Raw genomic sequence first — 24,846 nt, forward strand, 5'->3', positions numbered from 1 at the left:
TCAGGTCGCCTCCCCCATGATACCGTTCGGTCTGACGAGCAACACGGCGACCATGATGACGAAGACGACGGCCTCGGCGTACTGGGTGCCGATGGGGATGCCGTAGTCGGTCAGCAGTGGCATCAGCTCGTGGACCATCCCGATGAGGAACCCACCGAGCATCGCGCCGTAGACGGAGCCGATGCCGCCGAGGATGACGGCGGCGAAGATGAGCAGCAGCAGCGAGAAGCCCATCCGGGGCGAGAGCTGGTTGAACAGGCCGAGGAAGACGCCCCCGGCACCGGCCAGCCCCGCACCGATGACCCACGTCCAGAGCTTCACCCGGGCGGTCCGGATGCCGCTGACGCGGGCCAGCTCGGGGTTGTCGGCCATCGCGCGCATCTTGCGTCCGAGGTCGGTGTACTGCAACAGGACGTGCAGTCCGGTGACGAGGATGGCCGCCGAGAGGACGATGGCCACGTCGTGTTCGGTGATGCGGATGTCGTACTGGATGAGCCCCTCGATGGGCCGGAGGGTCTGGACGTCGTACCGGGTGAAGTCCGCGCCGAAGCGGAGCTGGATGATGGCCCGGTAGATGAACGCGACCCCGATCGACGTGATGAGCATCCCGATCGAACCCACGTCCATCGGTTTGTAGATGAGACGCTCGGTGACGACCGCCACGACCGCCGCGACGGCGATGCCCGCGAGCAGCGCCACGAAGAAGCCGAACGGGAGTCCGAGCACCGCACCCCCGAGACCGCCCACCGCGCCGAACGTCACCAGCGCGGTGTAGGCTCCGATGGTCATCGTGTCCCCGTGGGCGAAGTTCGCGAAGTCCGCGATGCTGTACACGAGCGAGAGCCCGATGCTCCCGAGCACGATGATGCTGCTGAATATCAGACCGTTCGCGAGATATTCGAGAAGGGGCATCGGTGGCTTAGCCTTCGATGAAGCCGATGCCGACGTAGTCGTGGTTCTGGACCTCGAGGATCTGCAGGAACCCCTTCGGGTCGCCGTTCTCGTCGAAGTCGATGGGGCCGCTGACGCCCTGGTAGTTGACGTCGTCGGGACCGCCGCCGTCGGCGAGTATCTGGTGAGCCGCCTCGTAGGAGGTGACCTCCTCGCCCTCGGGGCCGCTCACCCGACGGACGGTCTCCTGGAGCGCCGCGCCGGTGAACTCGTCCGCCGCCTGGATGGCCAGCGCCGCGTTGATGACGCAGTCGTACGCGTAGGCGGACCAGACGGTCGGCGCCTCGCCGTACTCGTCCTCGAACGCCGAGGCGAACTGCTGGTAGTTCTCCTCCTCGACGGGCGCGGACGGGACGACGATCTTCATGCCGTTCATGCTGCCCTCCGGCGTGTTCTCGAGGACGTCCGTCCCGGAGACGGAGTCCGCGCCGTACATCGGCGCCTCGTACCCGCTGGAGTACATCTCGTTGACCATCGTGGTGAACTCCGGCTGGTAGGTGATGAACAGCCAGGCGTCGGCGCCGGAGCTGTTCATCTGCGAGACGACGCTGGAGTAGGACTGCTGCTCCTGGTCGTGGGAGTTGTTGTACGCGATCTCCCCGTCCCAGTTCGCGACGAACGCGTCGGCGAGGCTCTGCCCGTAGTCGTTGTTGACGTAGGTGACCGCGACCGACTCGTGGCCGTCCTCGGCCATGATGTTCGCCAGCGCGAGCGACTGCGTGCGGCCCGTCGGCGACATCCGGAGCAGACCCGGGAAGTCGGTCAGGCTCAGCCCCGTGGAGTTCTGGCTGAGCTGGACCACGTCGGTGCCCTGGACGACGCTCTCGTAGATGGCCAGCGAGACGCCCGAGCCCACCGCGCCGATGAGGAACGGGACCCCGTCCTGGTTGACGAGCTTCTGTGCCGCGGAGACACCGCCCTGTGGTTCGGACTGGGAGTCCTCGACGATGATGCTGAGCTCGCCGTCCTTCACGCCGACCGCGTTCACGTCGGCGAGTGCGAGGTCCTTCCCGCGCTGGTTGCGCTGCCCGAACGCGGAGAGCGAACCCGTGGTCGAGTCCACCATGCCGATCTCGAACGTGCTCATCCCGCCGCCGCCACCGCCGTCCGTCGTCTCGGTACCGTCGCCACCACCACCACCGCCGCCGCCACCATCGGTCGGCGTGTCGGTCTCACCGCCGTCGTCGCTGTTCGTGCTGATGCAGCCGGCCAGCGCCGCGACACCCGCGCCACTGCCGACCTTGAGTACTGTTCTCCTGTCCATATCTCCCGTGCTGTCTGGTGCCATGGTCTGTGCTGAATAATTATACTGGTAGAGTTAACCCCTGCCCTACCATGGTCGGGGACTCTACCGACCTTTGGTCTGTGGTAACGATAACCTCTCCGTATGTGTGTTGTTCTCTCCCAAGGAATATATTCATTTCCCAGTGGAGAGAAGGAATTGGTCGGGTCGCGGTATAGGGTGGTCGAGCAGCTATCGGGTGGCATGATACCACCCATCGCCAACAACTTCGTCGCCGGCGAGACACCGGCGGAGGCGGTTCAGCACGCCCGGGAGCTGAACCGTCGCGGCGTGGCGGTCATCCTGAACCTGCTCGGGGAGCACTACGACGACCGCGCCGACGCGGACGCGGACGCCGACGCCTACGTCGGCCTCGCCGAGACCATCGCGGCCGACGACCTCGACGCCTGCATCTCGGTGAAACCCAGCCAGATCGGGCTCTCGCTCTCCGACGAGGCCTTCCGCGAGAACCTCGCCCGCATCGTCGCCACCGCCGACGACCACGGCGTGTTCGTCTGGATCGACATGGAGGACCACCCGACGACGGACGTGACCCTCGACGAGTTCGAGCGCCACGCCCGCGAGACGGACGGCAACGTCGGCGTCTGCGTGCAGGCGAACCTCAAGCGCACTCGCGAGGACCTCGAACGGCTCGCCGACCTCCCCGGGAAGGTCCGGCTCGTCAAGGGCGCCTACGACGAGCCCGGCGACATCGCCTACCGCAAGAAGGCGAAGGTGGACGAGGTGTACCGCGACCTCCTCGCGTTCATGTTCGAGGCGTTCGACGACGGCATCGCCGTCGGCAGCCACGACCCCGCGATGATCGAGTACGCCGCCGAGCTGCACGCCGAGCACGGCACCCCGTACGAGGTGCAGATGCTCATGGGCGTGCGCGAGGAGGCACAGACCGACCTCGCCGCTGAGGGCGTCGAGGTCTGGCAGTACGTCCCCTACGGCGGCAAGTGGTTCTCGTACTTCTACCGCCGGGTCCGCGAGCGGAAGTCGAACGCGCTGTTCGCGCTGCGGGCGGTCGTCGGGCGGTGACCGGTCACCGGCTGTCTCGGTAGCACGGGCATGGGCTCACTGTGCAAGCCGACGCTTTTCACCCTCCGCGTTCAACTATCGGGCATGTATCGGCGTCTCCGACGGTGGCTCGCCGAACGCTTCGGCGGTGAGAGCGGCGACGAGGACGACGAATCGGAGACCGGGCGGTTCGTCCCCTCGCCACTCGACCTGTCGGTCCGGTTCGCCCACGGCAGCGGCGACAGCAGCGTCGACCGCGAGCTGACGAAGGTCCAGGAGGAGGCGAGAACGCTCGACGAGGGGCGACGGCGGGACTGAATCGGACGCCGCGGAAGCGGCGACCGTTCCCTCACCAGGTCCGCGTCGGGAGCAGGTCGATTGCGCGTGCGACCCTGGTCTCGCCGTCGTGCGGGACGATGATCCGCATCTCCTCGTTGTAGTCCGCCAGCAGCTCGCGGCAGGCACCGCACGGCGGAATCACGCGTGCCTCGTCGGCGTCGTGGTGGTCCATCGGATACGCGACGGCGACACACGTCTCCAGCTCGTCGTGCCGGTAACCGTCCGCGATGGCCGAGCCGACGGCGACGGGTTCGCCGCACATCGACGCGCGGCCGACTGCGGCCGGCAGGCTCGCACCGAAGTAGACCTCGCCGTCGGTCGTTCTGAGTCCGGCGGTGACGATGTGGGCACCGTCGAAGAACTCGGGGTCGAACGTCCCTCGATTCCTTTCGACGGTCTCCTCGATGAGGGCTTCGTCGGCGGCGGAGAGCGGTGAGGACTCCATACCCGTGCAGGCCGTTCGTTATGCTTCTACGTTTCGGACTGCTGTGCTGTCTCCGGGCTCCCCGCCTCGTGCTCGGTCACGAACCCCTCGGTCTCCCGACGGACCATGCTGGGGAACCGCTGAGCGAGCGCGATTTCGTCGTCCGGTCGCTCGTGATGACCGGCGCCGTCGACGCCACCTTCCGGGTCCATGTCGGCACCGTCCGTCATCGCCGAGCCGTCGTAGTCGAGGGGGCCCGTCGCGTGTTCGTCAGCCGGTGGACACTGCGTCCATCCCCGGCTGTCGGGAACCGCAATCCGCAGTTATGTAGCTCCCTCACGTATCCTCGATCGAGCCATGCCCGATACCCGAACACCACCAGACCCGGCCGAGTTCCCGGCTGCCGACTCCCTGCCGGCACAGGCGACGTTCCTCCTGCGGTACGCGATCCTGGCGCCGTCGAGCCACAACTCGCAGCCGTGGGCGTTCGCGGTCGCGGACGGGTCGATACTGGTGTACGCGGACGAGTCCAGACGGCTGGACGTCGCCGACCCGGACGGACGGGAACTGCTCCTGAGCGTCGGCTGTGCAGTGGAGAACCTGGTCCTCGCAGCCCGGCGGTTCGGCCTCGACCCGACGGTCGAGTACGGGCCGTTCGAGGAGTCGCCACCGTCTCCGGGGCCCGACCTCCGGCACGTCGCGACCGTCGGGCTCGCAGCGACTGCGTCGGTCGACGAGGGGGCGGGGGAGACGGCCCTGTTCGACGCCATCGGGGCCCGGCGGACGAACCACCAGCCGTTCGACGACCGGCCCGTCCCCGGGTCGGTCCTCGAGACGTTCCGGGAGTACGCGACCGCTTCCGGGCTCGGACTCGAGCTGGTCACCGACCCGGCGCGCCGGGCGGAGATCGCGACGCTGCAGACCCGGGCAGACGAGCGACAGTTCGACGACCCCGCGTACCGGACGGAGCTGGGTCACTGGATCGGAACCGGCGCTCTCGGTGCGAGCTGGCTGACGGCCCGCGTCGGCCAGCTGGCGGTCAGCCACCTGGATATCGGCGAGCGGGAGGGTCGGAAGAACTCGAAGCTCGTCACGAGTGCGCCGGTCGTCGCCGTTCTGACCGTCGCGACCGTCGACGAACCGTCACTGCTGGCGGCGGGCCGGCTGTTCGAGCGTCTCTCGCTCGCCGCCACGGGCGAGGGGCTGGCGGTCCACCCGATGAGTCAGATACTGGAGCTCGACGACCTCCGAACCGAACTGGCGGGGCTGCTCGGACTCGGGGACGAGACACCGGTGCACCTCTTCCGGCTCGGGTACGCCGAACCGGACTCGACCCGTACGCCCCGTCGGCCGGTCGATGACGTACTGCTGTGACGGCGGTGCTTCCGGGCGCGGCCAGCCCCACGGCTCGCGGTCGTGAGCCATCGGTGAGGAACGGGTCCGCGGGTCGGCCGGTCGTCCCGGCCGTTACGGGTCCAGCAGCTTCGCCTCGGCCTTGCGCAGGTGCTCCAGCAGCGTCGTCTTGGAGATGTCCATGTCGTCGGCGAGCTCGCGGGTCGAGGTGCCGCGTGGCCACTCGAAGTAGCCGGCCTCGCGGGCGTGCTCGAACACCTCGCGCTGTGCGGCGGTGAGCGTGTCGAGGCGCTGCTCGCGTGGCGACTTGGTCCCGGAGTCCGACGAGGTGATCGAGGAGACCGTCACCTCGGCGTCGGCCTCCTGGCGGACGCCGTCGAGCTGGTCCTGTATCTCGGTGCGCTCGCCGGCGAAGCCGACCTGCCACTCCTCGCGGCCGTCCTCGATGCGGACCGGCGCGCTGTGGACGAAGCCGTGCTGGAGGAGCGTCGGGCAGACCATGTCGTTCGGGTTGTACTCGAGGAAGAACTCGCGGACGACGTTGCCCGGTGCGTTCCGGGCCCGCCCGAAGCGCTGCTGGAGCTCCTGGACCTCGCCGGCGTGGTCGGTCTCGCGGATGGCGTCGAGCAGTCGCTCGACCTCGCGTTCGGTCGAGCCGTAGGCGGTGAACAGTCCGTTGACGGTGTTGGCCGGTCGTGCGTCGGCTCGGGGCGAGTCGTAGATCGCGTGGGCGAGGACGCCTCCGTTTCGTCGGTTCGTCGCCTCGATCGCCCAGCAGTTCGGGTGCCACAGTTCCAACGTCAGTCTCGTTCCCGGTGTCTGGTCGGCCAACGCCATAGGTCTTTCAGCCTCTGCAGCGTCTTGTGTGTGTCGCCCTAACAGACCCCGGCCGACCATGGTCGGGACGGGTCGAACCCGCGCCGAGAGGTTCGAACGGTTTTACTCCCCCCGACCCCTGAACCGTGATGAATGCAGGTGACGAAGCTGGGGGAGGGTCGCGCCGAGGTCGCCGTCGTCGGCGGCATCCACGGCGACGAACCCTGCGGTATCCGTGCCATCGAGCGACTGCTGCGGGACGCCCCCGATGTGCGTCGACCGGTGAAACTGGTCGTCGCGAACGAGGCGGCCGCAGAGCGTGGGGTCCGGTACGTCGAGGAGGACCTGAACCGGGCGTTCCCGGGCTACCCGGACGGCGAGACACACGAGAAGCGGCTCGCGTACGACCTGGCCCACGAGATAGAGGGCTGTCGGACGCTGGCGCTGCACTCCACGCAGTCCCACGCCGAGCCGTTCGCGGTGGTCGACGGGGTCGACGACTTCGCCCGCGAGGTCTGCCCGCGACTGCCGGTCGCCTCGGTCGTCGAGACGGGACGGTTCGTCGAAGGACGCATCTTCAAGGCCGTTCCGGACACCATCGAGGTAGAGTGCGGGCTGCAGGGCAGCACGGACGCGGCGGCGAACGGCTTCCTGCTCGTGCTCTCGTTCCTGACGGCGACGGGCGTGCTGCCGGGCGTCGCACCCGACAGGGCCACCCCGCTGTTCCGGCTCGACCGGCGCATCCCGAAGCGAACCGCGAACGAGTACGAGGTGTTCGTCGAGAACTTCGAACGCGTCGACGCGGGCGAGACGTACGCCGCCGTCGAGGGCGAGGCGGTCGTCGCCGACGAGCAGTTCTACCCGGTGCTCATGTCGTCGCACGGCTACGAGGACGTGTTCGGCTACGCGGCGGACATGGTCGGCACCGTCGGCTGAGACGGGCGAGACGGAGCGCGGTTCGGCCCGAACTCACTCCTCCGGCAGTCCACGTCCCAGCCCGATCGGCGTGCGGCCGTCCGGCCCGACGAACAGCCGGTCGAGCCGTGCGCCGTCCTCGCGGAAGCCGACGGTGAGCGTGTGCTGGCCCGAGTCGAGGTCGAACAGTCGCCGGTCGTGCCAGTCCTCGGTGTCGGGCTCGGGGGCACGCTCCCACGCCCAGCTGCGCCGACCGCCGACGCCGCCCCAGCGGATCCAGTCGCCGTCGTCGACGCGGAGCCAGAACGAGTCGTCCTCGCCGGACGGCCCGAGCGCGCGGCTCCAGACGCGGTACCGGCCCGCGTCGACCTCGAACTCGTAGGTCAGGAGCCCCTCGCTCGGCGGTTCACCCGAGGCGTCGACGCCCTCCGCGACCACGTAGCGCCCGGTCGCCGCGCTGGGGTCCTCGCGGACGCGGAACGGCTCGGAGACGTCGGCGTTCTCGGCGTCGAACCACGCCTCGGCTCCGGTCGGGTCGCCCCCGACGTAGCCGCCGGCGACGCGTTCGTCGCGGCTCGCGTGGTCGGGGACCGGGTGGCCCTTCACGGCGCGCCCGTACTCCGCGTACAGCTCGCGGTTCGTCTTTCCGACGAGGTTGCTTGCGTCGGTGCCGAACAGCTCCGAGAGGTCGCCACGCCCGAGCTGGTCGGCCATCTCGCCGTCGGGGATGGGGACGTGGTCGGGTGCCTGTGCGTCGTAGTACACCTGCCGGCCGTCGAGGACAACCCCGCCGTTGTCCGCGAACACCTCCTGTGCGCCGCGGTCGTCCGGCTCGTCCAGGCCGACCGAGAGGGCCTCGCCGTCGCCCGCGAAAGTGCAGTTCTCCAGCTTGATTCGCCGGGCTGGCCAGTGGTGGCCGTCCTCGACGCTGACGTCCCGGTCGTTGTCGAACCGGCAGTCCCGGTAGACGGTGACGCCCCGGGGGAGCGGCTTCGCGCCGGTGGTGAAGCCCTCGACCTCACAGCCCTCGAAGACGACGTGGAACGGGTACGGAGTGTTGCGGTTGATGCCGACGCTCTCCAGCCGTTCGGGGTGCTCGTCCGCCTGTTCGTCGTCGACGACGGCCTCGGTGGCCTCGCGTCCGCGTCCCCAGACCAGCCGGGCGTCCTTCACCCGGAGGTTGTGGCTGTACCGGACGCTGATGCCGTTGTTGCCGCCCTCGGCGTTGCCGTGGTCCGGTGCGGCGACGTGGCCCCACGAGCGCACCAGCGGGCCGACGTTGAACGCCGTGAACCCCTCGACGACGCTGTAGTCGGCGTAGCGCTCGTGGCTCCAGCCGAACTGGTGGCGCGAGAGGTCCATCCCGCCCCCCGAGGCGAAGGTGGTGTTGTTCCGGACCGACTTGAGCGGGACGTACGCCGAGGAGACCTTGCCGTCGTAGACGTGGTCCGAGTCGACGAGGAACGGCATCCGGTCCTCGTCAACGTGCTCCAGCGGGAAGTTCGCGACCGTCCCCCGGATGCGGTCGATCTCCTCGCCGGGGCGGAGTTCGCGGTCGACGAGCGGCCGGTTCCAGAAGACGAACCCGTGGTGGCGGTGCCCCGCCGCGACGTTCTCCTCGACGGTGAGCGCGGGCCCCTGGAACCAGAAGCCGTGGCCGCCGTGGCCGAAGTCGTCCACGTCGCCGGGGTCGTGCTCGTCCCTGCTGGAGTCGAAGTCACGCGAGTCCGGCAGGTCGCCGCTGCCCTCCGAGCGGAGCGCGAAGTTGCCGACGAACGAGCCGCGCTCGTTGCCCGCCTCGGCGACGAAGCCCGCGCCGAAGACGTCGTGGGTGACGGAGTCCGTGACGTCGACGTAGCTGTGGTGGTTGACGACGCCCCAGCCCGGACTGCCGTCGACTGCGACGCCTTCGACCGTCTGGGCGGTGTCGGTGTCGATGCCCGTCTCGTGGAAGTGCAGCGCGTACCGGGCGCGGGGGTTCGGCGGCACGTCCTCCGGCGGGTTCCCGTGCTGGGGGTCCGTGAACGCGTAGGACTTGTCGGTCCGGCCGAGGCCCTCGAAGGCGGCGTAGCGCACCTCGACGGCCTGGGACATGAACATCACGTGGCCGCGCCGCGGGACGTCCTGGCTCTCGGACTCGAACCTGATCGTCCGGTCCAGGTTGAGCACGTAGCTCGGCAGGTCGTCGGCCGGCGGGACGTGGTCGAAGTCGAGGCGCCGGTCGACGCTCACCCGGCTCCCGTCGATGCCGGTGACGAACAGCTCCTCGTCCTCGTTCGCGCCGGGGTTCATCCCGGGGACGACGAGGCGGTCGCCCTCGTCCCAGTTCGTCGGGGCACCGTCGAGTTCCAGCGTCGTCGCCCCGCTCGTCGGGTGGCTGGCGAGTTCGGTCCAGGTCGTCTTCTCCGCGCCGTGGACGCGGACCTCGCCGAGCGCGAGCAGGCCGGTGCTCAGGCGCTCGGGGTCCCAGTCCTCGTCGATGGGGCCGAGGTCGGCGAACGTCACGCGAGCCTGTCCGCGGCGGCCGACGGGCCGGCCCTCGCGGCCGATCTGGAGGACGCTCTCCGGCGTCGTCACGAGCGTCTCGACGCGCAGGTGCGAGTCCTCGCGGGGGTCGAACGCCAGCGCGCCGTCGACCCGGAGCGTCTTCAGCCGCCCGGTCGAGGCACCCGACAGCGTGACGGTCACGTCGTCGGGGATCTGCGCCCGTGCGAAGTCGTCCGGCACGGACCCGCCCCACGTCCCTGGGTCGTCCCAGCGGCCGTCACGGCTCGCGCGGTGGGTCACCTCGGACTCGGGGACGAGCGCGAGTACGTTGCCGGGGTCGTGATGACCCGGCGGACTGGCGCTCCCGCTGGCGGCCGGCACCTCGACGCCGCCGACCACGTCCGAGAGCGCGGGGATGCCCCAGTGCCCGAGGCCGATGCCGAGTGCGCCGGCCCCGAGCGTCCCGAGTACGGCCCGTCGGCTCGGGGCGCGTTCCTGCAGTTCGTCGCGTCGTTCGCGGAGCTGTTCCGTCGGGACGGAGACGCCGGAGCCATCACCCTCCGACGCGCCGCCCTCGACACCGCCGCCGTCGTGTTTCCCTGACATGCAAAGCCCTCCGTGGGGTCACCGGTCTGTTCCACGGGAGAACCCAGTGTATAATAAATGTGCGTCACCGTTGACCAGCGCCGTTCGTGACCGGCGCTCCCGGTGGCCGATGCGTCGCTGTCCTGCCTTCAGGCACTGCTATCCGCGGTGTCGCGACGGCCGATGGCCGCGAGGATCGCCTCCGGGCCGACGCCGGTCAGTGCCGCGACCTCGTCGGCCGGTCGGTCGAACGTGTCGAACGCGAGCAACGCGCCCTGAAGCCGGACGATACGGTGGCACTCGGCGTCGGTCCGCCCGTCGGGGTCGAACCGGGGCTCGCCGCCGGTGGCGAGCTCGACGTGGTAGCTCGCGAGCACCGCGTCGCGGTACGTGTCGTCGTCGACGCCCCCGTCGGACTCGACGAGCGAGACGAGGCGGGCGAGGACGGCGAGGCTGGTCGAGAGCAGGTGCGCCGTGTCGGCGTCGGTCTCGTGGGCCGCCTTCGCACCGACCGCGGCGCGCTCCAGCCGTTCGAGCAGCACCGCGAGCGCGAGGTACGGCTCCGGGTCGTCGGGCTCGTACACGAGCTGGGCGAGCAGCTGGCCCTGCCAGCGGCCGGCGTTCCGGACGACCGTCTCGACGGCGGTCCCGAGCGGGTCGTCGACCGGCAGGTCTTCGCCGGCGTCGGACAGTCCGTCGGGTGCGAGCAGCGGGACGTCGAACCGGTCGGCGTACCGGCTCGCCGAGGTTCGGAACCGCTCCTCGGGCGGGTGGCTCAGCACGTCGTCCGCGAGGACGGTCGGCTCGGGCAGCCCGAGCGCACCGGCAGCCTGCGAGCCGAGCGAGAGCAGCGGCGACAGCCCGGCCGCGAGCACGTCCTCGGCTGGAGTCGCGTCCTGGGTCTCGAGCCGGGCGGTGACGCTGTTCTCTCCGGCATCCCCGTCCGTCGGCTCGGTGCGGTCCCCGTCCGCCGGCTCGGTGCGGTCCCCGTCCACGTTCGCCGCGGGCTCGTCGTCGGGTTCCTCGCTCATATGTCCTCTTCGGGCGCGAACTCGACCATCGTCAGGTCGCGGTCGAGGTGGCAGTACTCGTGGGGCGGGTCGCCGACGACCTCGGCGATGCGGTGCTCCGAATCCAGGTCCGCCCCGTCGGGTTCGCAGAGCTCGTGGCTCGGGCAGTCCGTGTGCGGGCAGGGACCGGCGAGCTCGACCTTGCTCCCGGCGTAGGCCTGCCGCGAGGGGACGTTCGCCCGGACGCCGATGGCCTCGACCTCCACGGCGCGGACCCCCTCGTCGTGGACCGCACAGTCCAGCGTCTGGGCGTTCTGGCGCACGTCCGTCACCTGGTACTTCACGCCGTCGGTGAGGTTCAGACACTGGCTGCGGTATGGACAGCCCTCGCAGGCGCTCGCCTCGCCCTCGTAGACGAACTCCGCACCGGGGTCGGCGAGCCGTGCCCCGATGAGCGTGACCTTCGACATGTCGCGGCGTACGCGAGGCACCCGGTTAAGACTGTCCCGTCAGCTCGTGGAGCTTCGCGATGTAGTCCTCGCGCGGCACCTGGTACACGTCGTCCGGGTCGATCTCGCCGTCGGCGAAGCGGCGGGCGAGCTCGACGGTGCCCGCCACGCCCGCCTCGCGGCTCTCGTACCGATGTGTCTCCTGGAGCTCCACCTCCGGCTCGAGGGAGAGGGTGACGAACCAGTCGCCGGAGACGGCGTCCTCGTGGGAGACGCCGGGCCGCCGGTGGTTCCGGCGGCCGCGCGTGAGGTACAGCGTCGGCAGACACGGCGCCGGGAACTCGGTCGAGTCGAACACGTCGGGCCGGTAGGCGAGGATGCAGCGCCCGTCGGGCTCCTCGTTCCAGACGACCCACCCCTCGGGCAGGTCGGCGAAGTCGCTCATGGCCGCGGGTAGGTGGCGGCACGGTTAATGGCTCCCGGTCTGCGGTGTGGGTCATTCGCCGTCGCCCGGTCTCCGTGGCCGAAACCGAAACGCATCCCTCAGGCAGCCACGAACGGGCGCTTCAGCGGTTGTGGCGCCGGTAGTATTTAAATAGGTTCGGCGAGTGGCGGCAGGGCGGGGGGTGTCCCTCACGCTGGCACGCAAGTGAACCGACTCGTTTAAACTGTAGTTCGAGTTCTGGTAGATATCTCTTGGGGGCACGACATCTCTCGCGGTCGCGACCGTCCCTGCCGCGGCGAACACCGAAGGAACGTCGAGACGCCGACTGCACCAGCGGCCAGCTGACGACCCGAACCTGCCGACTGCACGGACGGTACGGTCGTCTGGACCGGCGTAAGCTCGGATATATCCGACGTTGCACGGGACGGCCCTGCTTCCGGGGTGCCCGACCGATGCGGTCGGTAGGTGGCTGCTACCTCGTCGCCCCTGTTCGCAGTGGTGATGCTGCCCGGTGCCGACCGTGCTCGGGGTTCCACCGTGTCAATCGAGTGGAACGACCGGCCAGGTATATAAATGTCCGCTCCACGGGCCGCGAACAGCGGGTAGCGGAGCCACCCTCCGACGAGAACAAACCGATTCCTTTAAAGTGAGTTTTCGTCCAGCTAAATATTTGTTGGGGTCAAACTTATGCGCGTCCGCATCTGACCTAGGGATACCACTCGGTATCCCCCGCACTACTGGTGGTGGTGGCCCTGCGGTCCCGAACACCGTCGAGTGGCCGTCACGCGCACGGTAGTGTCACGAGTTCACATATGTCACGACGAACGTCCGGACGGATGGGGCGCGGCCAGGGCGGGCGCGCCGACGACACCGACGCGACCGGACGGGCCGGTCGGGGCAGGGATGACCGAGCACGTGCTGGACCGACGGCGAAGCACGAGCGCGTTCGGCCGCCCGACGCGCGAGTCGCCGGTCCCGACGAGATACCCATGATAGCATGACCGACACCAGAGAATCACTGGCGGAACTGAGCACCGACTACAAGGAGTCGATACCGGCCGACCTGCGGGAGACCAAGCCCTTCGAGTGGTACCTCGACGAGGTGTACGAGGACCCGCTCGTCGCACGGAACGCGCACCAACGCGTCGCCGATATGTTCGACTTCTACGGCACCGAGTACGACGAACGCGAGGGCATCGTCAAGTACAAACTGGCGACGGAGGACCCCCTCAACGACGGGGAGAACACGTTCTACGGGAACGTCATCCACCAGTCCATCCACGAGTTCGTCAACAAGGTGAAATCCGGGGCGCGCGGACTGGGGCCGGAGCGCCGCATCAAGCTGCTGCTCGGCCCGGTCGGGTCGGGGAAGTCGCACTTCGACCGGATGGTCCGGCAGTACTTCGAGGACTACACCCTGCGCGACGACGGCCGGATGTACACGTTCCGGTGGACCAACCTCTGTGACGTGGTCCGCGACCAGGACCCCGCCGACGACGTCGTCCGGTCGCCGATGAACCAGGACCCGCTCGTCCTCCTCCCGAAGCGACAACGCCAGGCCGTCCTCGACGACATCAACGAGGTGCACGACGCGCCGTACACCATCCGCAACGAGCAGAGCCTCGACCCCGAGTCGGAGTTCTACATGGACCGGCTGCTCGAGGAGTACGACGACGACCTCGAGACCGTCCTCCAGAATCACGTCGAGGTCATCCGGTTGACCGCCGACGAGAACAAGCGCCAGTGCCTGGAGACGTTCGAGCCGAAGGACAAGAAGAACCAGGACGAGACGGAGCTGACCGGCGACGTCAACTACTCCAAGATCGCCATCTACGGCGAGAGCGACCCGCGCTCGTTCGACTACTCCGGGGCGTTCTGCAACGCGAACCGGGGCATCTTCTCCGGCGAGGAGCTGCTGAAGCTCCAGCGGGAGTTCCTCTACGACTTCCTGCACGCCACCCAGGAGATGACCATCAAGCCGAAGAACAACCCCCGGATCGACATCGACCAGGTCATCGTCGGGCGGACGAACATGCCCGAGTACAAGGACAAGAAGGGCGACGAGAAGATGGAGGCGTTCAACGACCGCACGAAGCGCATCGACTTCCCGTACGTCCTCGGCTACGAGGAGGAGGCCGACATCTACCGGAAGATGCTGAACAACGCCGACGTGCCGGACATCGACGTCGAGCCCCACACGCTGGAGATGGCGGGCCTGTTCGCCGTGCTCACCCGCATCGAGGAGCCCGACACCGAGACGGTCGAGATGATACAGAAGGCCAAGGCCTACAACGGGGAGATCGACGACGGCGACGACATCGACGTCAAGAAGCTCCGCGACGAGGCCGAGGCGAAGGCCGAGATCGGCGAGGGCATGGAGGGCGTCTCGCCCCGGTTCATCGGCGACGAGATCGCCGAGGCCATCATGGACTCCAAGCACCGCACGCGCGGGTTCCTCTCGCCGCTGACGGTGTTCAACTTCTTCGAGGGCAACCTGGAGCACCACGGCTCCATCCCCGAGGAGAACTTCGAGACGTACTACCGCTACCTCGAGCTCGTCCGCGAGGAGTACAAGGCTCGCGCCATCGAGGACGTCCGCCACGCGCTGGCGTACGACGTCGACGAGATCCAGCGCCAGGGCGAGAAGTACATGGACCACGTCATGGCCTACATCGACGACGACACCATCGAGGACGACATCACCGGCCGCGACCAGGACCCCGACGAGAAGTTCATGCGCTCCATCGAGGAGAACCTCGACATCCCCGAGGACCGCAAGGAGGACTTCAGACAGGAGGTCTCGAACTGGGTCAGCCGGCGCGCACGCGAGGGTGACACCTTCAACCCGCAGGACAACGAGCGCCTGCGCCGGGCCCTCGAACGCAAGCTCTGGGAGGACAAGAAGCACAACATCAACTTCAGCGCCCTCGTCAGCGCCAACGAGACCGACGACGACGAGCGCAACGCCTGGGTCGACGCGCTCATCGAGCAGGGCTACTCGCGCGACGGCGCGACGGAAGTGCTCGAGTTCGCCGGCGCCGAGGTCGCCAAGGCAGAGATGGAAGACTGATGAGCACCGGAGACGACTACGTCACGGCCGGCGACCGCGCGCTCGAGGACACGTACGAGGCACCGATGACCCTCGCCGAGTACGTCGACCGGGCGTTCGAGCAGCCCTCCATCGCCAGCCACGCCTCGAAGTACCTGCTCCAGGCCATCGAGGCGGCCGGGACCCGGACCGTCGTCGAGGAGGGCGAGGAGAAGGAGCGCTACCGGTTCTTCGACGACCCGTACAACGACGGCCAGCACGCGGTGCTCGGCAACACCGAGGTGCTCAACTCGTTCGTCGACGACCTGCGGTCCATCGCCGCCGGCCGTGGCAAGCACGAGAAGATCCTCTGGTTCGGCGGGCCGACCGCCACGGGGAAGTCCGAGCTGAAGCGCTGTCTCGTCAACGGGCTCCGCGAGTACTCGAAGACTGCGGCGGGGCGGCGCTACACGGTCGAGTGGAACGTCGCGGCAGCCGAGGGCAGCAGCCGCGGCCTGAGCTACGGCGACGACCTCGGCGGCGAGGACGAGAGCGACTGGTACGAGTCACCCGTGCAGGCCCACCCGCTGTCGGTGTTCCCCGAGTCGGTCCGGACGGACCTGCTCGCGGAGATGAACGACCGCGTCGACTCCGACGTCCCCGTCCGCGTCGAGGAGCGACTCGACCCGTTCAGCCGCGAGGCGTACGACTACCTGGAGGAGCGCTACCGGCGGGCGGGCCGGGAGGACCTGTTCTCGGCCATCGCGGACAGTCGGCACCTCCGCGTGAAGAACTACGTCGTCGACGTGGGCCAGGGCATCGGCGTCCTCCACAGCGAGGACGACGGCTCGCCGAAGGAGCGCCTCGTCGGTTCCTGGATGCGCGGGATGCTCCAGAAGCTGGACTCCCGCGGGCGGAAGAACCCGCAGGCGTTCAGCTACGACGGCGTGCTCTCGCAGGGCAACGGCCTGCTGACGGTCGTCGAGGACGCCGCACAGCACGCCGACCTGCTCCAGAAGCTGCTGAACGTGCCGGACGAGGGCACCGTCAAGCTCGACAAGGGCATCGGGATGGACGTCGACACGCAGCTCGTCATCATCTCGAACCCCGACCTGGAGGCGACGCTGAACCAGCACGCGGAGCGACAGGGGATGGACCCGCTGAAGGCGCTCAAGCGACGGCTCGACAAGCACGAGTTCACCTACCTGACGAACCTCTCGCTGGAGACCGAGCTCATCCGGCGGGAGCTGACGGGTGAGACGTCGGTGTGGACCGCCGAGTCCTACGACGACCTCGCCGCGAACATCCGGCAGCCGGTGACGCTGTCGGTCAAGCGCGGCACGGACGAGCTGACCGACCGGGAGTTCGCCCCGCACGCGATCGAGGCGGCGGCGCTGTACAGCGTCGTCACCCGGCTCGACGACGAGGACCTGCCGACGGGGCTCGACCTCGTCGACAAGGCCATCCTCTTCGACCGGGGCTACCTGCAGGAGGGCGACACCCGGCGGGACGCCGAGGAGTTCGAGTTCGCGGAGGACCCGAAGGACGGCACCCACGGCATCCCCGTGACCTACACCCGGGACGTGCTCGCGGACCTGCTCCACGAGGACACCGACCGCCACCACCCGGACCTGCCCGTCGAGGACGTGCTCATGCCGCGTGACGTGCTGAACGCGATGGTGGAGCACCTCGTCGACGCACCGGTGTTCTCGACCGGCGAGCGCACCGAGTTCGAGTCCCGCGTCGCCCAGGTGAAGAACCACGTGTTCGACGCCCAGGAGCAGGACGTCGTCGACGCGATGCTCCACGACAGCACCGTCGACGAGGCGACGGTCGCCGAGTACGTCGAGCACGTCTACGCGTGGGAGACCGACGAGCCGATCGTCAACGACCGCGGCGAGCGCGAGGAGCCCGACCCGCTGAAGATGAAGGTGTTCGAGGTCGAGCACCTCGGCCGGTTCGACGAGTCCGAGTACGAGGGCGACGACCCCAGCGACGCCGTCGCCGACTTCCGCCGCGAGAAGATCATCACGGCGCTGAACCGCCACGCGTGGGAGCACCGCGACGAGGACTTCGCCATCGAGGACGTCGACCTCGCCGCAATCCCGGTCGTCCGCGCGGTGCTGGAGTCCAACGACTGGGACGACGTGCGTCGCACCTACGAGGACTTCGAGCCGAGCCAGTGGGACGACCCGCCGAGTGGCACCGAGACCGCCGACCTCAAGGCGAAGACCATCGCGGCGATGGTCGACCTGCAGGGCTACTCCGAGGCGTCGGCCGAACTGACCAGCAGACACGTCATGGGACAGGTGGCATACAGATGGGACTGAAGGACGACCTCGACCGGTTCCGCGAGGTCGGCGAACAGCGCCGCGAGGACCTGAAGGAGTTCATCCAGTACGGCGAGCTGGGCCGCAGCGGCGCGGACCAGGTGAAGATACCGATCAAGATCGTCGACCTCCCGAGCTTCGAGTACGACCGCCGCGACCAGGGCGGCGTCGGCCAGGGCGACGCCGACGTCGGCGACCCCGTCGGCCAGCCCCAGCCACAGCCCGGCGAGGGCGACGAGGGCGACCCCGGCGAGGAGGGCGGCGAGCACGAGTACTACGAGATGGACCCCGAGGAGTTCGCACAGGAGCTCGACGAGGAGCTCGGGCTCGACCTCGAACCGAAGGGCAAGCGCGTCATCGAGGAGAAGGAGGGTCCATTCACGGACATCACCCGGAGTGGTCCGGACTCGACGCTCGACTTCGAGCGGATGTTCAAAGAGGGGCTGAAGCGCAAGCTCTCGATGGACTTCGACGAGGAGTTCCTGCGGGAGGTGCTGAAGATCGACGGCTGGGGCCCGCGGAAGGCGTTCGAGTGGGCCCGCGGCGAGAGCCTCCCCGTCTCGATGGCGTGGCTCGACGACGCCTACGAGGAGATCCCCCGCGAGGAGCGCACGAAGTGGGCATCGCTGGAGGAGGTCGAGGAGAACGTCGAGCGCCAGACCGTCACCGAGAAGATCCGCCGGGAGGGCATCAAGCACGTGCCGTTCCGGCGCGAGGACGAGCGCTACCGCCACCCGGAGATCATCGAGGAGCGCGAGAAGAACGTCGTCGTCGTCAACATCCGCGACGTGAGCGGCTCGATGCGCGAGAAGAAGCGCGAACTCGTCGAGCGCGTGTTCACGCCGCTCGACTGGTACCTCACCGGGAAGTACGACAACGCCGAGTTCATCTACATCGCCCACGACGCCGACGCCTGGGAGGTCGAGCGCGAGGAGTTCTTCGGCATCCGCTCGGGCGGCGGGACGAAGATATCGAGCGCGTACGAGCTCGCCGCCCTGCTGCTCGAGGCGTACCCGTTCAGCGAGTGGAACCGGTACGTGTTCGCGGCCGGCGACTCCGAGAACTCCAGCAACGACACCGAGGAGCGGGTCATCCCCCTGATGGAGGAGATCCCGGCGAACCTCCACGCCTACGTGGAGACCCAGCCGACCGGCACCGCCATCAACGCGACCCACGCCGAGGAGGTGGAGAACCACTTCGCCGGTAGCGACGACGTGGCCGTCGCGTACGTCACGGGGCCGGAGGACGTCACCGACGCCATCTACACCATCCTCTCCACGGAGGGTGATTCCGATGAGTAATCCAGACAGACTCGAGAAGCAGCGCATCGCCGACGACCTGCAGGAGCACGTCGTGGAGGCCCGGAACCTCGCCGAGAAGTTCGGGCTCTCGCCGTACGAGGTGAACTACTGGGTCGTCGACTACGACGAGATGAACGAGCTCATCGCCTACGGCGGCTTCCAGCACCGCTACCCGCACTGGCGCTGGGGGATGCAGTACGACCGCCAGCAGAAGCAGGGCCAGTACAGCGGCGGGAAGGCGTTCGAGATCGTCAACAACGACGACCCCGCCCACGCGTTCCTGCAGGAGTCGAACACGCTGGCCGACCAGAAGGCCGTCATCACGCACGTCGAGGCCCACTCGGACTTCTTCGCGAACAACGACTGGTTCCAGCTGTTCGCGGAGGGCACGCCGAACGCGGCGGCGATGCTCGAACGCCACGCCCGGGCCATCTCGGAGTACATGCAGGACCCCGAGATCGAGCGCGCCGCGGTCGAGAAGTGGATCGACAACGTGCTCACGCTGGAGGACAACATCGACCAGCATCGTCCGTACCAGGCGGTGAGCACGGTCGTCGACGACCCCGAGGAGCTGGACCCGGAGGACATCGCCGACCGGCTGGGCGACCTCGAACTCTCCGAGGAGGTCCGCCGCGAGGTGTTCGACGACGAGTGGCTCGACGCGCTGGAAGGCGACGAGCCGCCGGCGACGTTCCCCGAGGAGCCACAGAAGGACGTCATCGCGTTCCTCCGGACCCACGGCAAGCAGTACGACCGGGACGCCGAGAAGGCGACCGACATGGAGCCGTGGCAGCGCGACGTGCTGGACATGATGCGGGAGGAGGCGTACTACTTCGCCCCCCAGAAGATGACGAAGATCATGAACGAGGGCTGGGCGAGCATCTGGGAGTCCCGGATGATGACCGACGAGGGCTTCGCCGGCGACGACGAGTTCCTCAACTACGCCGACCACATGTCGGCGGTGCTCGGCTCGCCCGGGCTCAACCCGTACAGCCTCGGCAAGGAGCTCTGGCAGTACGTCGAGAACACGACCAACCGACGCGAGGTGCTCGACAAGCTGCTCCGGGTGAAGGGCATCACGTGGCGGAACCTCAAGGACAGCGTCGACTTCGCGGCGATCCGCGAGCTGCTGCAGCCGCCCGCCGCGCTCGGGAGCATCGACGCGGACTCGCTGGATGCGCTCGCGGAGCTGCCCGACGAGTACCTCGACCGCGAGGCGCTCGACCGGGCACTCGCGGGCGAGATCGACGTCGACCGGTACCCCTGGAAGGTGCTCTCCTACGAGGGGATGTGCCGGCGGCACTACTCGCTCGTCCGGCGGCCCCACCGTGGCTTCCTCGAACGGGTGAGCCAGTCGGAGCTGGAGCGCATCGGGCGCTACCTGTTCGACGACCAGGTGTACGACAGCGTCGAGGAGGCCATCGCCGACGTGGACTACGCGGCGGGCTGGGACCGGATGCGCGAGGTCCGCCGGAGCCACAACGACGTGACGTTCGTCGACGAGTTCCTGAGCCAGGAGTTCATCGACGAGAACGGGTACTTCACCTACGAGTACTCGCAGGCGACCGGACAGTACCGCGTCGCCAGTCAGGACGCCGCGGACGTGAAGAAGAAGCTGCTGCTCCAGTTCACGAACTTCGGCAAGCCGACCATCGCGGTGTACGACGGCAACTACAACAACCGCAACGAGCTGTTGCTCGGCCACGAGTACAACGGCGTCATGCTCGACGTCCGGCAGGCCAAACAGACCCTCGAACGCGTGTTCGAGCTGTGGGGCCGCCCCGTGAACCTCCTCACCGTCGTCAAGGAGGTGTCGGACCACGACCGCGAGGTCGCCCGCCGGCGGAACCGCGAGCCGGAGCCGAAGGAGCAGGGTCGACTCATCCGCTACGACGGGGAGTCGTTCGACGAGCAGGACGTCCCGTGGGAGGAGGTCGAACACCTCGCGGCCGACGACGTGGACTACGACACCAAGCCCGAGGACTGGCTCGCCTGAGCCCGCCTCGGACCCCTATCCTCGACGGCCCGCGAGCACCCGGCCGCCGATGCCGATACAAAGCCCGACGAGCGCCGCGAGCGCGCCGAACCCCGGTTGCCCACCGTCCTGGGTCCGTCGGGGACCGGGTACCAGCGTCGGGTCCTCCTGGATGGTGTCGTTCGTCAGCCGCACCTCCAGCTCGCCGCTGACGGTCCGTGCACCGCCCGCGATGCTGACGTCCCACCGGGTCGTCCCCTCGGTCAGCGGGCTGGTGTCGAACGCCACCTCGACGGTCCCCTGCGAGCGCGGGCCGACGGTCACCTCGCGGGTGACGTTCGTGTCCTCCATGCTGACGACGACAGTCGCGGTGCCCTCGCGCTCGCCGCTGTTGACGACGCTCACCGCGAAGGTCGCGTCCCGGCCCTCGATGACGGTGTCGGGTGCCTCGACGTCGACGACCTCGAGCACGGCGCGGTCCGGCTGTGCGCCGGCGGGCAGGACGCGGAACTCGGTCGCCGAGGCGACGTCCCCGCCGCCGGCGTAGGGGTTCGACCGGTTCACGACGAACCGGGCGACGTAGCTGGTGTCGGGCTCGAACACCGTGGCGTTCGGCGGGATACCGACGACGAACTCGTCGTACTCCGGGAGGTGGAGGAACGTCGCGTTCGAGAGGTCGACGGCGGGACCGTCGCTGCCCCGCGTGATGCGGAAGCTGACGCCGTCGGTGCCGTTGCCGGTGAGGTCGTCGACATCGTCCACGTAGCCGTGGATGCTCTGGCGCTCGACGAGCACGAACAGCCACTCGTCCCGTTCGATGGTGCCGCTGATACCGGAGCGTGCGAACGCGGCCGACACGTCGGACAGCGGCGGGCCCTCCAGGACGGTGATGGACGAGCGCCGGAGCGGGTCCGACTCGACGACGACGACGTCCTCGGCGACCACGCTCCCGTCGTGTCGGACCGAGACGGCGTACCGTCCCTCGGCGAGGCGGGTCTCGCGCTGCGGCGTCGTCCGCCGTGCGTCGAGCACCCGGTCGGGCTGGTCGACGGCGACGGTCCGGTTCGCGACGGCGTCGCCTCCCACGAAGCCGGCGTGGTAGGTGTTCCAGCGCAGGACGACGACGCCGTCGCGGTTCTCGTCGGCGACCCGGACGACGAGCCGGTAGTCGAGGCTCTCGTTCTCGATGACCACCGTCGCCGTGGTCTCGTTGCCCGCGAGTCCGACCGGGATCCGCACCACGTCGCCGGGCTGTTCGTCGGTCCCGTTCGGCACGGACCAGCCCTCGTCCTGCGCCGGGGTCCAGACGCTGTCGCTCCCCGTGTCGCCCCCCGTACCGTCGGCTGCCGCCGCCGTGCCCGCCACACCAGCCGTCGCCACCACCGCGACGGCGAGCAGGCAGAGGCAGGCGAACGTGTGCCCCCGTGCCATCTGTCGTGTTACCACTCACCTCATCCTACCCCGTCAAGAAGGTTCTCGTTGTCGGCCCACGAACCGCCACCCATGCACCGCGAGCAGTTCACGGTCGAGACGGACGAGCGCCTGACCACCGTCGACGTGACCGAGCGGGTCCGGGCGGCCATCCCGGACGACGCGACCGGGCTCTGCACCGTCGCGACCGGACACACGACGGCGGGGATCGTCGTACAGGAGGGCGAGCCGCGCCTCCGCGACGACATCGAGGCATTCCTCGGCGACGTGGTCCCGGACGACGGCTGGCGGCACGACGAGATCGACGACAACGCCGACTCGCACCTGCGTGCGACCCTCGTCGGGCGGGACGTCTCCACGCCGGTCGAGGGCGGCGAGCCGGAACTCGGCACCTGGGGGTCGGTACTGCTCGTCGAGTGCGACGGCCCGCGTCGGCGGACCGTCGAGGTCTGCGTTGTCGAGGGGTAACCAGTCGCGTCCCCCGTTCAAGGTCGCCCGGCACCCAGCTAGACCGTGACCAGCACCGCCATCGTCCGGTTCCGCCGGGACCTGCGGCTCCACGACAACCCGACGCTCGTCGCCGCGAGCGAGGCCGACCGCCTGCTGCCCGTCTTCGTCGTCGACCCGCGTCGCGTCGGCGAGCGCGAGTACGGTGGGCCCGACTCCTTCCGGTACCAGCGGCTCGGCGGCCACCGCGCCCGGTTCCTGCGCGAGAGTCTGGGCGACCTCCGGGACCGACTCCGCGGGCACGGGAGCGACCTGCTCGTTCGGCGGGGCCACCCCGAGGACGTACTGCCCGAACTCGCCAGCGAGGTCGGCGCCGACGCCGTCCACGAGCAGACCCTCCCGACGACCGAGGAGCGCCAGACCGGGGCGGCCGTGGGTGACGCCCTCGCCGCCGAGGACGTCGCCCGCCGGACTCACTGGACGCACACCCTGCACCATCCCGACGACCTGCCGGTGCAGCCGACCGTCATCGACGACACGTTCACGCCGTTCCGGCGGCGCGTCGAGGCCGAGAGCGAGGTTCGCGAACCGGTCGGTGTGCCCGACCTCCCGCCGCTCCCCGACGACGCGCCGGACGCCGGCGAGCTCCCCGACCCGCTCGGCAGCGCCCCCGAGCAGTCGGCCGACGAGCGCGGCGTGCTCCCCCTCCACGGCGGCGAGACGCGCGCCCTCGAACGGGTCGAGGAGTACGTCTGGACGGGCGACCACCTGCGCGAGTACAGGGAGACCAGGAACGGGCTCGTCGGCGCGGACTACTCGGCGAAGTTCTCGCCGTGGCTCGCCGCGGGCTGTCTCTCGCCCCGGTTCGTCGCGGACGAGGTGGACCGCTACGAGGCCGAACGCGTCGCCAACGATTCGACGTACTGGCTCCTGTTCGAGCTGCGCTGGCGCGACTTCTTCCAGTTCCAGTTCCTGAAACACGGCGGCCAGCAGTTCCGACGGGAGGGTATCCGGAACCGCACGGACATCGACTGGCGCTGGGACGAGCGGGTGTTCCAGCGGTGGGCAGCCGGCGAGACGGGCGTCCCGTTCGTCGACGCGGCGATGCGCGAGCTGGCGGCGACGGGCTACACCTCGAACCGGGCGCGCCAGAACGCGGCGTCGCTGCTGGCGAACGACCTGCGGCTGGACTGGCGGCGCGGGGCGGCCCACTTCGAGACCCTGCTGGTGGACTACGACCCGGCGTCGAACTACGGCAACTGGGCGTACATCGCCGGCGTGGGCAACGACTCGCGGGACCGCGCGTTCGACGTGCTGAGCCAGGGCGAGCGGTACGACCCCGACGCGGGTTTCGTCGCGCGCTGGTGTCCCGAACTCGCGGACCTCGCGGCGGTCGACCCCGGGTACACCCGGGAGCCGTGGACCGCCCCGAGCGGGGCGCTGGTCGACGCCGGCGTCGAGCTCGGCGTGGACTACCCGCGGCCGATTCCTGCGCTCGGCGACCGCTACGACGCGATGTCCTAGAGCACGTCGCTGCGGTCGCTGACGATGCCGTCGACGCCCCGGAGGCCGAGCAGCCGGACGATGGCCGGCGACCGGATCGTCCAGACGTTCACCTCGATGCCGGCGTCGTGTGCCCGGGGGACGAGCTTCGAGAGCAGCGGGAGGAAGTAGTGCGGGTGGACGTAGTCGCAGTCGAGCTCGGTCGCGGTCTTCACCGGGCGGTTCCGGAGACTGTCGGTGAGGAACGCGGTCGGTACCGAGGGCGCGGCGTCCCGGGCCGCTGCCAGGGCATCCTGGTGGAACGAGGAGAGCATCGCGTCGCCGTCGTGGGCGGCCAGCGTCTCGGCGACGTCGGCGGCGACGCCGACCTCCTTGCACTCGACGTTGAGTCCGAGGGAGCCCGGAACCGCGTCGAGGACCTCGGCGAGCGTCGGGACGCCCTCGCCGCTGCCCAGCACGTCGAGAGCCGCGAGTTCGTCGCGGGTGAGGTCGGCGACCCGGCCCGCCCCGTCCGTGACCCGGTCGACCGTCTCGTCGTGGTGGACGACGACCTCGCCGCTGGCACACCGACGCACGTCGAGCTCCATCACGTCGGCACCGCTGCTGGCGGCGTGGTCGAGCGCGGCCAGCGTGTTCTCGGGGGCCTCGTCGGCGAACCCGCGGTGGGCGATGAGTCGCACACGCGTCTCGTCGCTCCGAGCGAGTTTACGCGTTTCGTCGACCGGTCGGGCGCGGTCGTCTCCGGAGAGGTA

At 69.1% G+C, this 24,846-nt stretch carries 21 protein-coding genes; 10 read left to right on the forward strand and 11 right to left on the reverse strand.

Translation table 11 applies throughout. The annotated features are described in order from the left end of the window. Both ACSG06_RS05795 and ACSG06_RS05800 read right to left on the reverse strand, forming a co-directional pair. Positions 1 to 912 (reverse strand): branched-chain amino acid ABC transporter permease, encoded by a 912-nt coding sequence (locus ACSG06_RS05795; protein ID WP_440989317.1) that lies wholly within the window; start codon positions 910 to 912, stop codon positions 1 to 3. A gap of 7 nt (positions 913 to 919) precedes the next feature. Continuing rightward, positions 920 to 2,239 carry an ABC transporter substrate-binding protein gene (locus tag ACSG06_RS05800; protein WP_440989318.1) on the reverse strand — a complete coding sequence of 440 codons (1,320 nt, stop codon included), beginning with the start codon at positions 2,237 to 2,239 and terminating at the stop codon, positions 920 to 922. Between the two features lie 198 nt (positions 2,240 to 2,437). Here ACSG06_RS05800 and ACSG06_RS05805 point away from each other — a divergent pair, with 198 nt between their 5' ends. After that, positions 2,438 to 3,277 (forward strand): proline dehydrogenase family protein, encoded by an 840-nt coding sequence (locus ACSG06_RS05805; RefSeq protein ID WP_440989319.1) that lies wholly within the window; start codon positions 2,438 to 2,440, stop codon positions 3,275 to 3,277. An 84-nt stretch (positions 3,278 to 3,361) separates the two neighbouring features. Beyond that, a complete protein-coding gene (locus ACSG06_RS05810; protein ID WP_440989320.1) occupies positions 3,362 to 3,574 on the forward strand; it encodes a hypothetical protein in 213 nt (70 codons plus the stop codon). A 31-nt stretch (positions 3,575 to 3,605) separates the two neighbouring features. On the opposite strand, the gene ACSG06_RS05815 is transcribed toward ACSG06_RS05810, so the two are convergent. After that, a complete protein-coding gene (locus ACSG06_RS05815) occupies positions 3,606 to 4,040 on the reverse strand; it encodes a cytidine/deoxycytidylate deaminase family protein (protein WP_440989321.1) in 435 nt (144 codons plus the stop codon). 26 nt (positions 4,041 to 4,066) lie between these two features. Then, a complete protein-coding gene (locus ACSG06_RS05820) occupies positions 4,067 to 4,249 on the reverse strand; it encodes a hypothetical protein (RefSeq protein WP_440989322.1) in 183 nt (60 codons plus the stop codon). 127 nt (positions 4,250 to 4,376) lie between these two features. Between ACSG06_RS05820 and ACSG06_RS05825 the strand changes: the two genes are divergently transcribed. Further along, a complete protein-coding gene (locus ACSG06_RS05825) occupies positions 4,377 to 5,393 on the forward strand; it encodes an Acg family FMN-binding oxidoreductase (protein ID WP_440989323.1) in 1,017 nt (338 codons plus the stop codon). Positions 5,394 to 5,486: 93 nt separating this feature from the next. Here ACSG06_RS05825 and ACSG06_RS05830 read toward each other — a convergent pair whose 3' ends face one another. Beyond that, complete coding sequence (locus tag ACSG06_RS05830; RefSeq protein WP_440989324.1) at positions 5,487 to 6,209, reverse strand: helix-turn-helix domain-containing protein; 723 nt, start codon at positions 6,207 to 6,209, stop codon at positions 5,487 to 5,489. 132 nt (positions 6,210 to 6,341) lie between these two features. Here ACSG06_RS05830 and ACSG06_RS05835 point away from each other — a divergent pair, with 132 nt between their 5' ends. Next, positions 6,342 to 7,124, forward strand: a complete 783-nt coding sequence (locus ACSG06_RS05835; RefSeq protein WP_440989325.1) for a M14 family metallopeptidase — start codon at positions 6,342 to 6,344, stop codon at positions 7,122 to 7,124. A gap of 33 nt (positions 7,125 to 7,157) precedes the next feature. On the opposite strand, the gene ACSG06_RS05840 is transcribed toward ACSG06_RS05835, so the two are convergent. The 4 genes from ACSG06_RS05840 to ACSG06_RS05855 form a co-directional block, all read right to left on the reverse strand. Continuing rightward, on the reverse strand, positions 7,158 to 10,196 hold the full coding sequence (locus tag ACSG06_RS05840; RefSeq protein WP_440989326.1) for a G8 domain-containing protein: 3,039 nt from the start codon (positions 10,194 to 10,196) through the stop codon (positions 7,158 to 7,160). Between the two features lie 128 nt (positions 10,197 to 10,324). Next, positions 10,325 to 11,206, reverse strand: a complete 882-nt coding sequence (locus ACSG06_RS05845) for a hypothetical protein (RefSeq protein ID WP_440989327.1) — start codon at positions 11,204 to 11,206, stop codon at positions 10,325 to 10,327. Further along, positions 11,203 to 11,655 (reverse strand): UPF0179 family protein, encoded by a 453-nt coding sequence (locus ACSG06_RS05850; RefSeq protein ID WP_440989328.1) that lies wholly within the window; start codon positions 11,653 to 11,655, stop codon positions 11,203 to 11,205. The genes ACSG06_RS05845 and ACSG06_RS05850 overlap by 4 nt, the downstream gene beginning before the upstream one ends. A gap of 25 nt (positions 11,656 to 11,680) precedes the next feature. After that, entirely contained in the window at positions 11,681 to 12,079 is a 399-nt protein-coding gene (locus ACSG06_RS05855; protein ID WP_440989329.1) for a DUF5820 family protein, read from the reverse strand. Positions 12,080 to 13,076: 997 nt separating this feature from the next. Between ACSG06_RS05855 and ACSG06_RS05860 the strand changes: the two genes are divergently transcribed. Genes ACSG06_RS05860 through ACSG06_RS05875 form a run of 4 tightly spaced genes read left to right on the forward strand, consistent with a single transcriptional unit; the run spans position 13,077 to position 20,734 of the window. After that, the gene (locus ACSG06_RS05860; RefSeq protein WP_440989330.1) at positions 13,077 to 15,149 is read left to right on the forward strand and encodes a PrkA family serine protein kinase; all 2,073 of its coding nucleotides are present in this window, start codon (positions 13,077 to 13,079) and stop codon (positions 15,147 to 15,149) included. Beyond that, entirely contained in the window at positions 15,149 to 17,437 is a 2,289-nt protein-coding gene (locus ACSG06_RS05865) for a PrkA family serine protein kinase (protein WP_440989331.1), read from the forward strand. The genes ACSG06_RS05860 and ACSG06_RS05865 overlap by 1 nt, the downstream gene beginning before the upstream one ends. Further along, a complete protein-coding gene (locus ACSG06_RS05870; protein ID WP_440989332.1) occupies positions 17,428 to 18,738 on the forward strand; it encodes a YeaH/YhbH family protein in 1,311 nt (436 codons plus the stop codon). The genes ACSG06_RS05865 and ACSG06_RS05870 overlap by 10 nt, the downstream gene beginning before the upstream one ends. After that, entirely contained in the window at positions 18,731 to 20,734 is a 2,004-nt protein-coding gene (locus ACSG06_RS05875) for a SpoVR family protein (RefSeq protein WP_440989333.1), read from the forward strand. The genes ACSG06_RS05870 and ACSG06_RS05875 overlap by 8 nt, the downstream gene beginning before the upstream one ends. Before the next feature lie 15 nt (positions 20,735 to 20,749). Here the strand turns inward: ACSG06_RS05875 and ACSG06_RS05880 are convergent, their stop codons facing one another. Further along, entirely contained in the window at positions 20,750 to 22,144 is a 1,395-nt protein-coding gene (locus tag ACSG06_RS05880; protein ID WP_440989334.1) for a DUF7827 domain-containing protein, read from the reverse strand. Positions 22,145 to 22,216: 72 nt separating this feature from the next. On the opposite strand from ACSG06_RS05880, the gene ACSG06_RS05885 reads away from it, so the two are divergent. Further along, entirely contained in the window at positions 22,217 to 22,612 is a 396-nt protein-coding gene (locus tag ACSG06_RS05885; protein WP_440989335.1) for a secondary thiamine-phosphate synthase enzyme YjbQ, read from the forward strand. Positions 22,613 to 22,657: 45 nt separating this feature from the next. Then, positions 22,658 to 24,115 (forward strand): DASH family cryptochrome, encoded by a 1,458-nt coding sequence (locus tag ACSG06_RS05890; RefSeq protein WP_440989336.1) that lies wholly within the window; start codon positions 22,658 to 22,660, stop codon positions 24,113 to 24,115. Here ACSG06_RS05890 and ACSG06_RS05895 read toward each other — a convergent pair. Continuing rightward, positions 24,112 to 24,774, reverse strand: a complete 663-nt coding sequence (locus tag ACSG06_RS05895; protein WP_440989337.1) for a glycerophosphodiester phosphodiesterase — start codon at positions 24,772 to 24,774, stop codon at positions 24,112 to 24,114. The two genes, ACSG06_RS05890 and ACSG06_RS05895, sit on opposite strands and share 4 nt — an antisense overlap. Between the last annotated feature and the right edge of the window lie 72 nt (positions 24,775 to 24,846).

The organism is Haloarchaeobius baliensis (assembly GCF_052060055.1).
In the GTDB taxonomy this organism is placed as follows: domain Archaea; phylum Halobacteriota; class Halobacteria; order Halobacteriales; family Natrialbaceae; genus Haloarchaeobius; species Haloarchaeobius baliensis.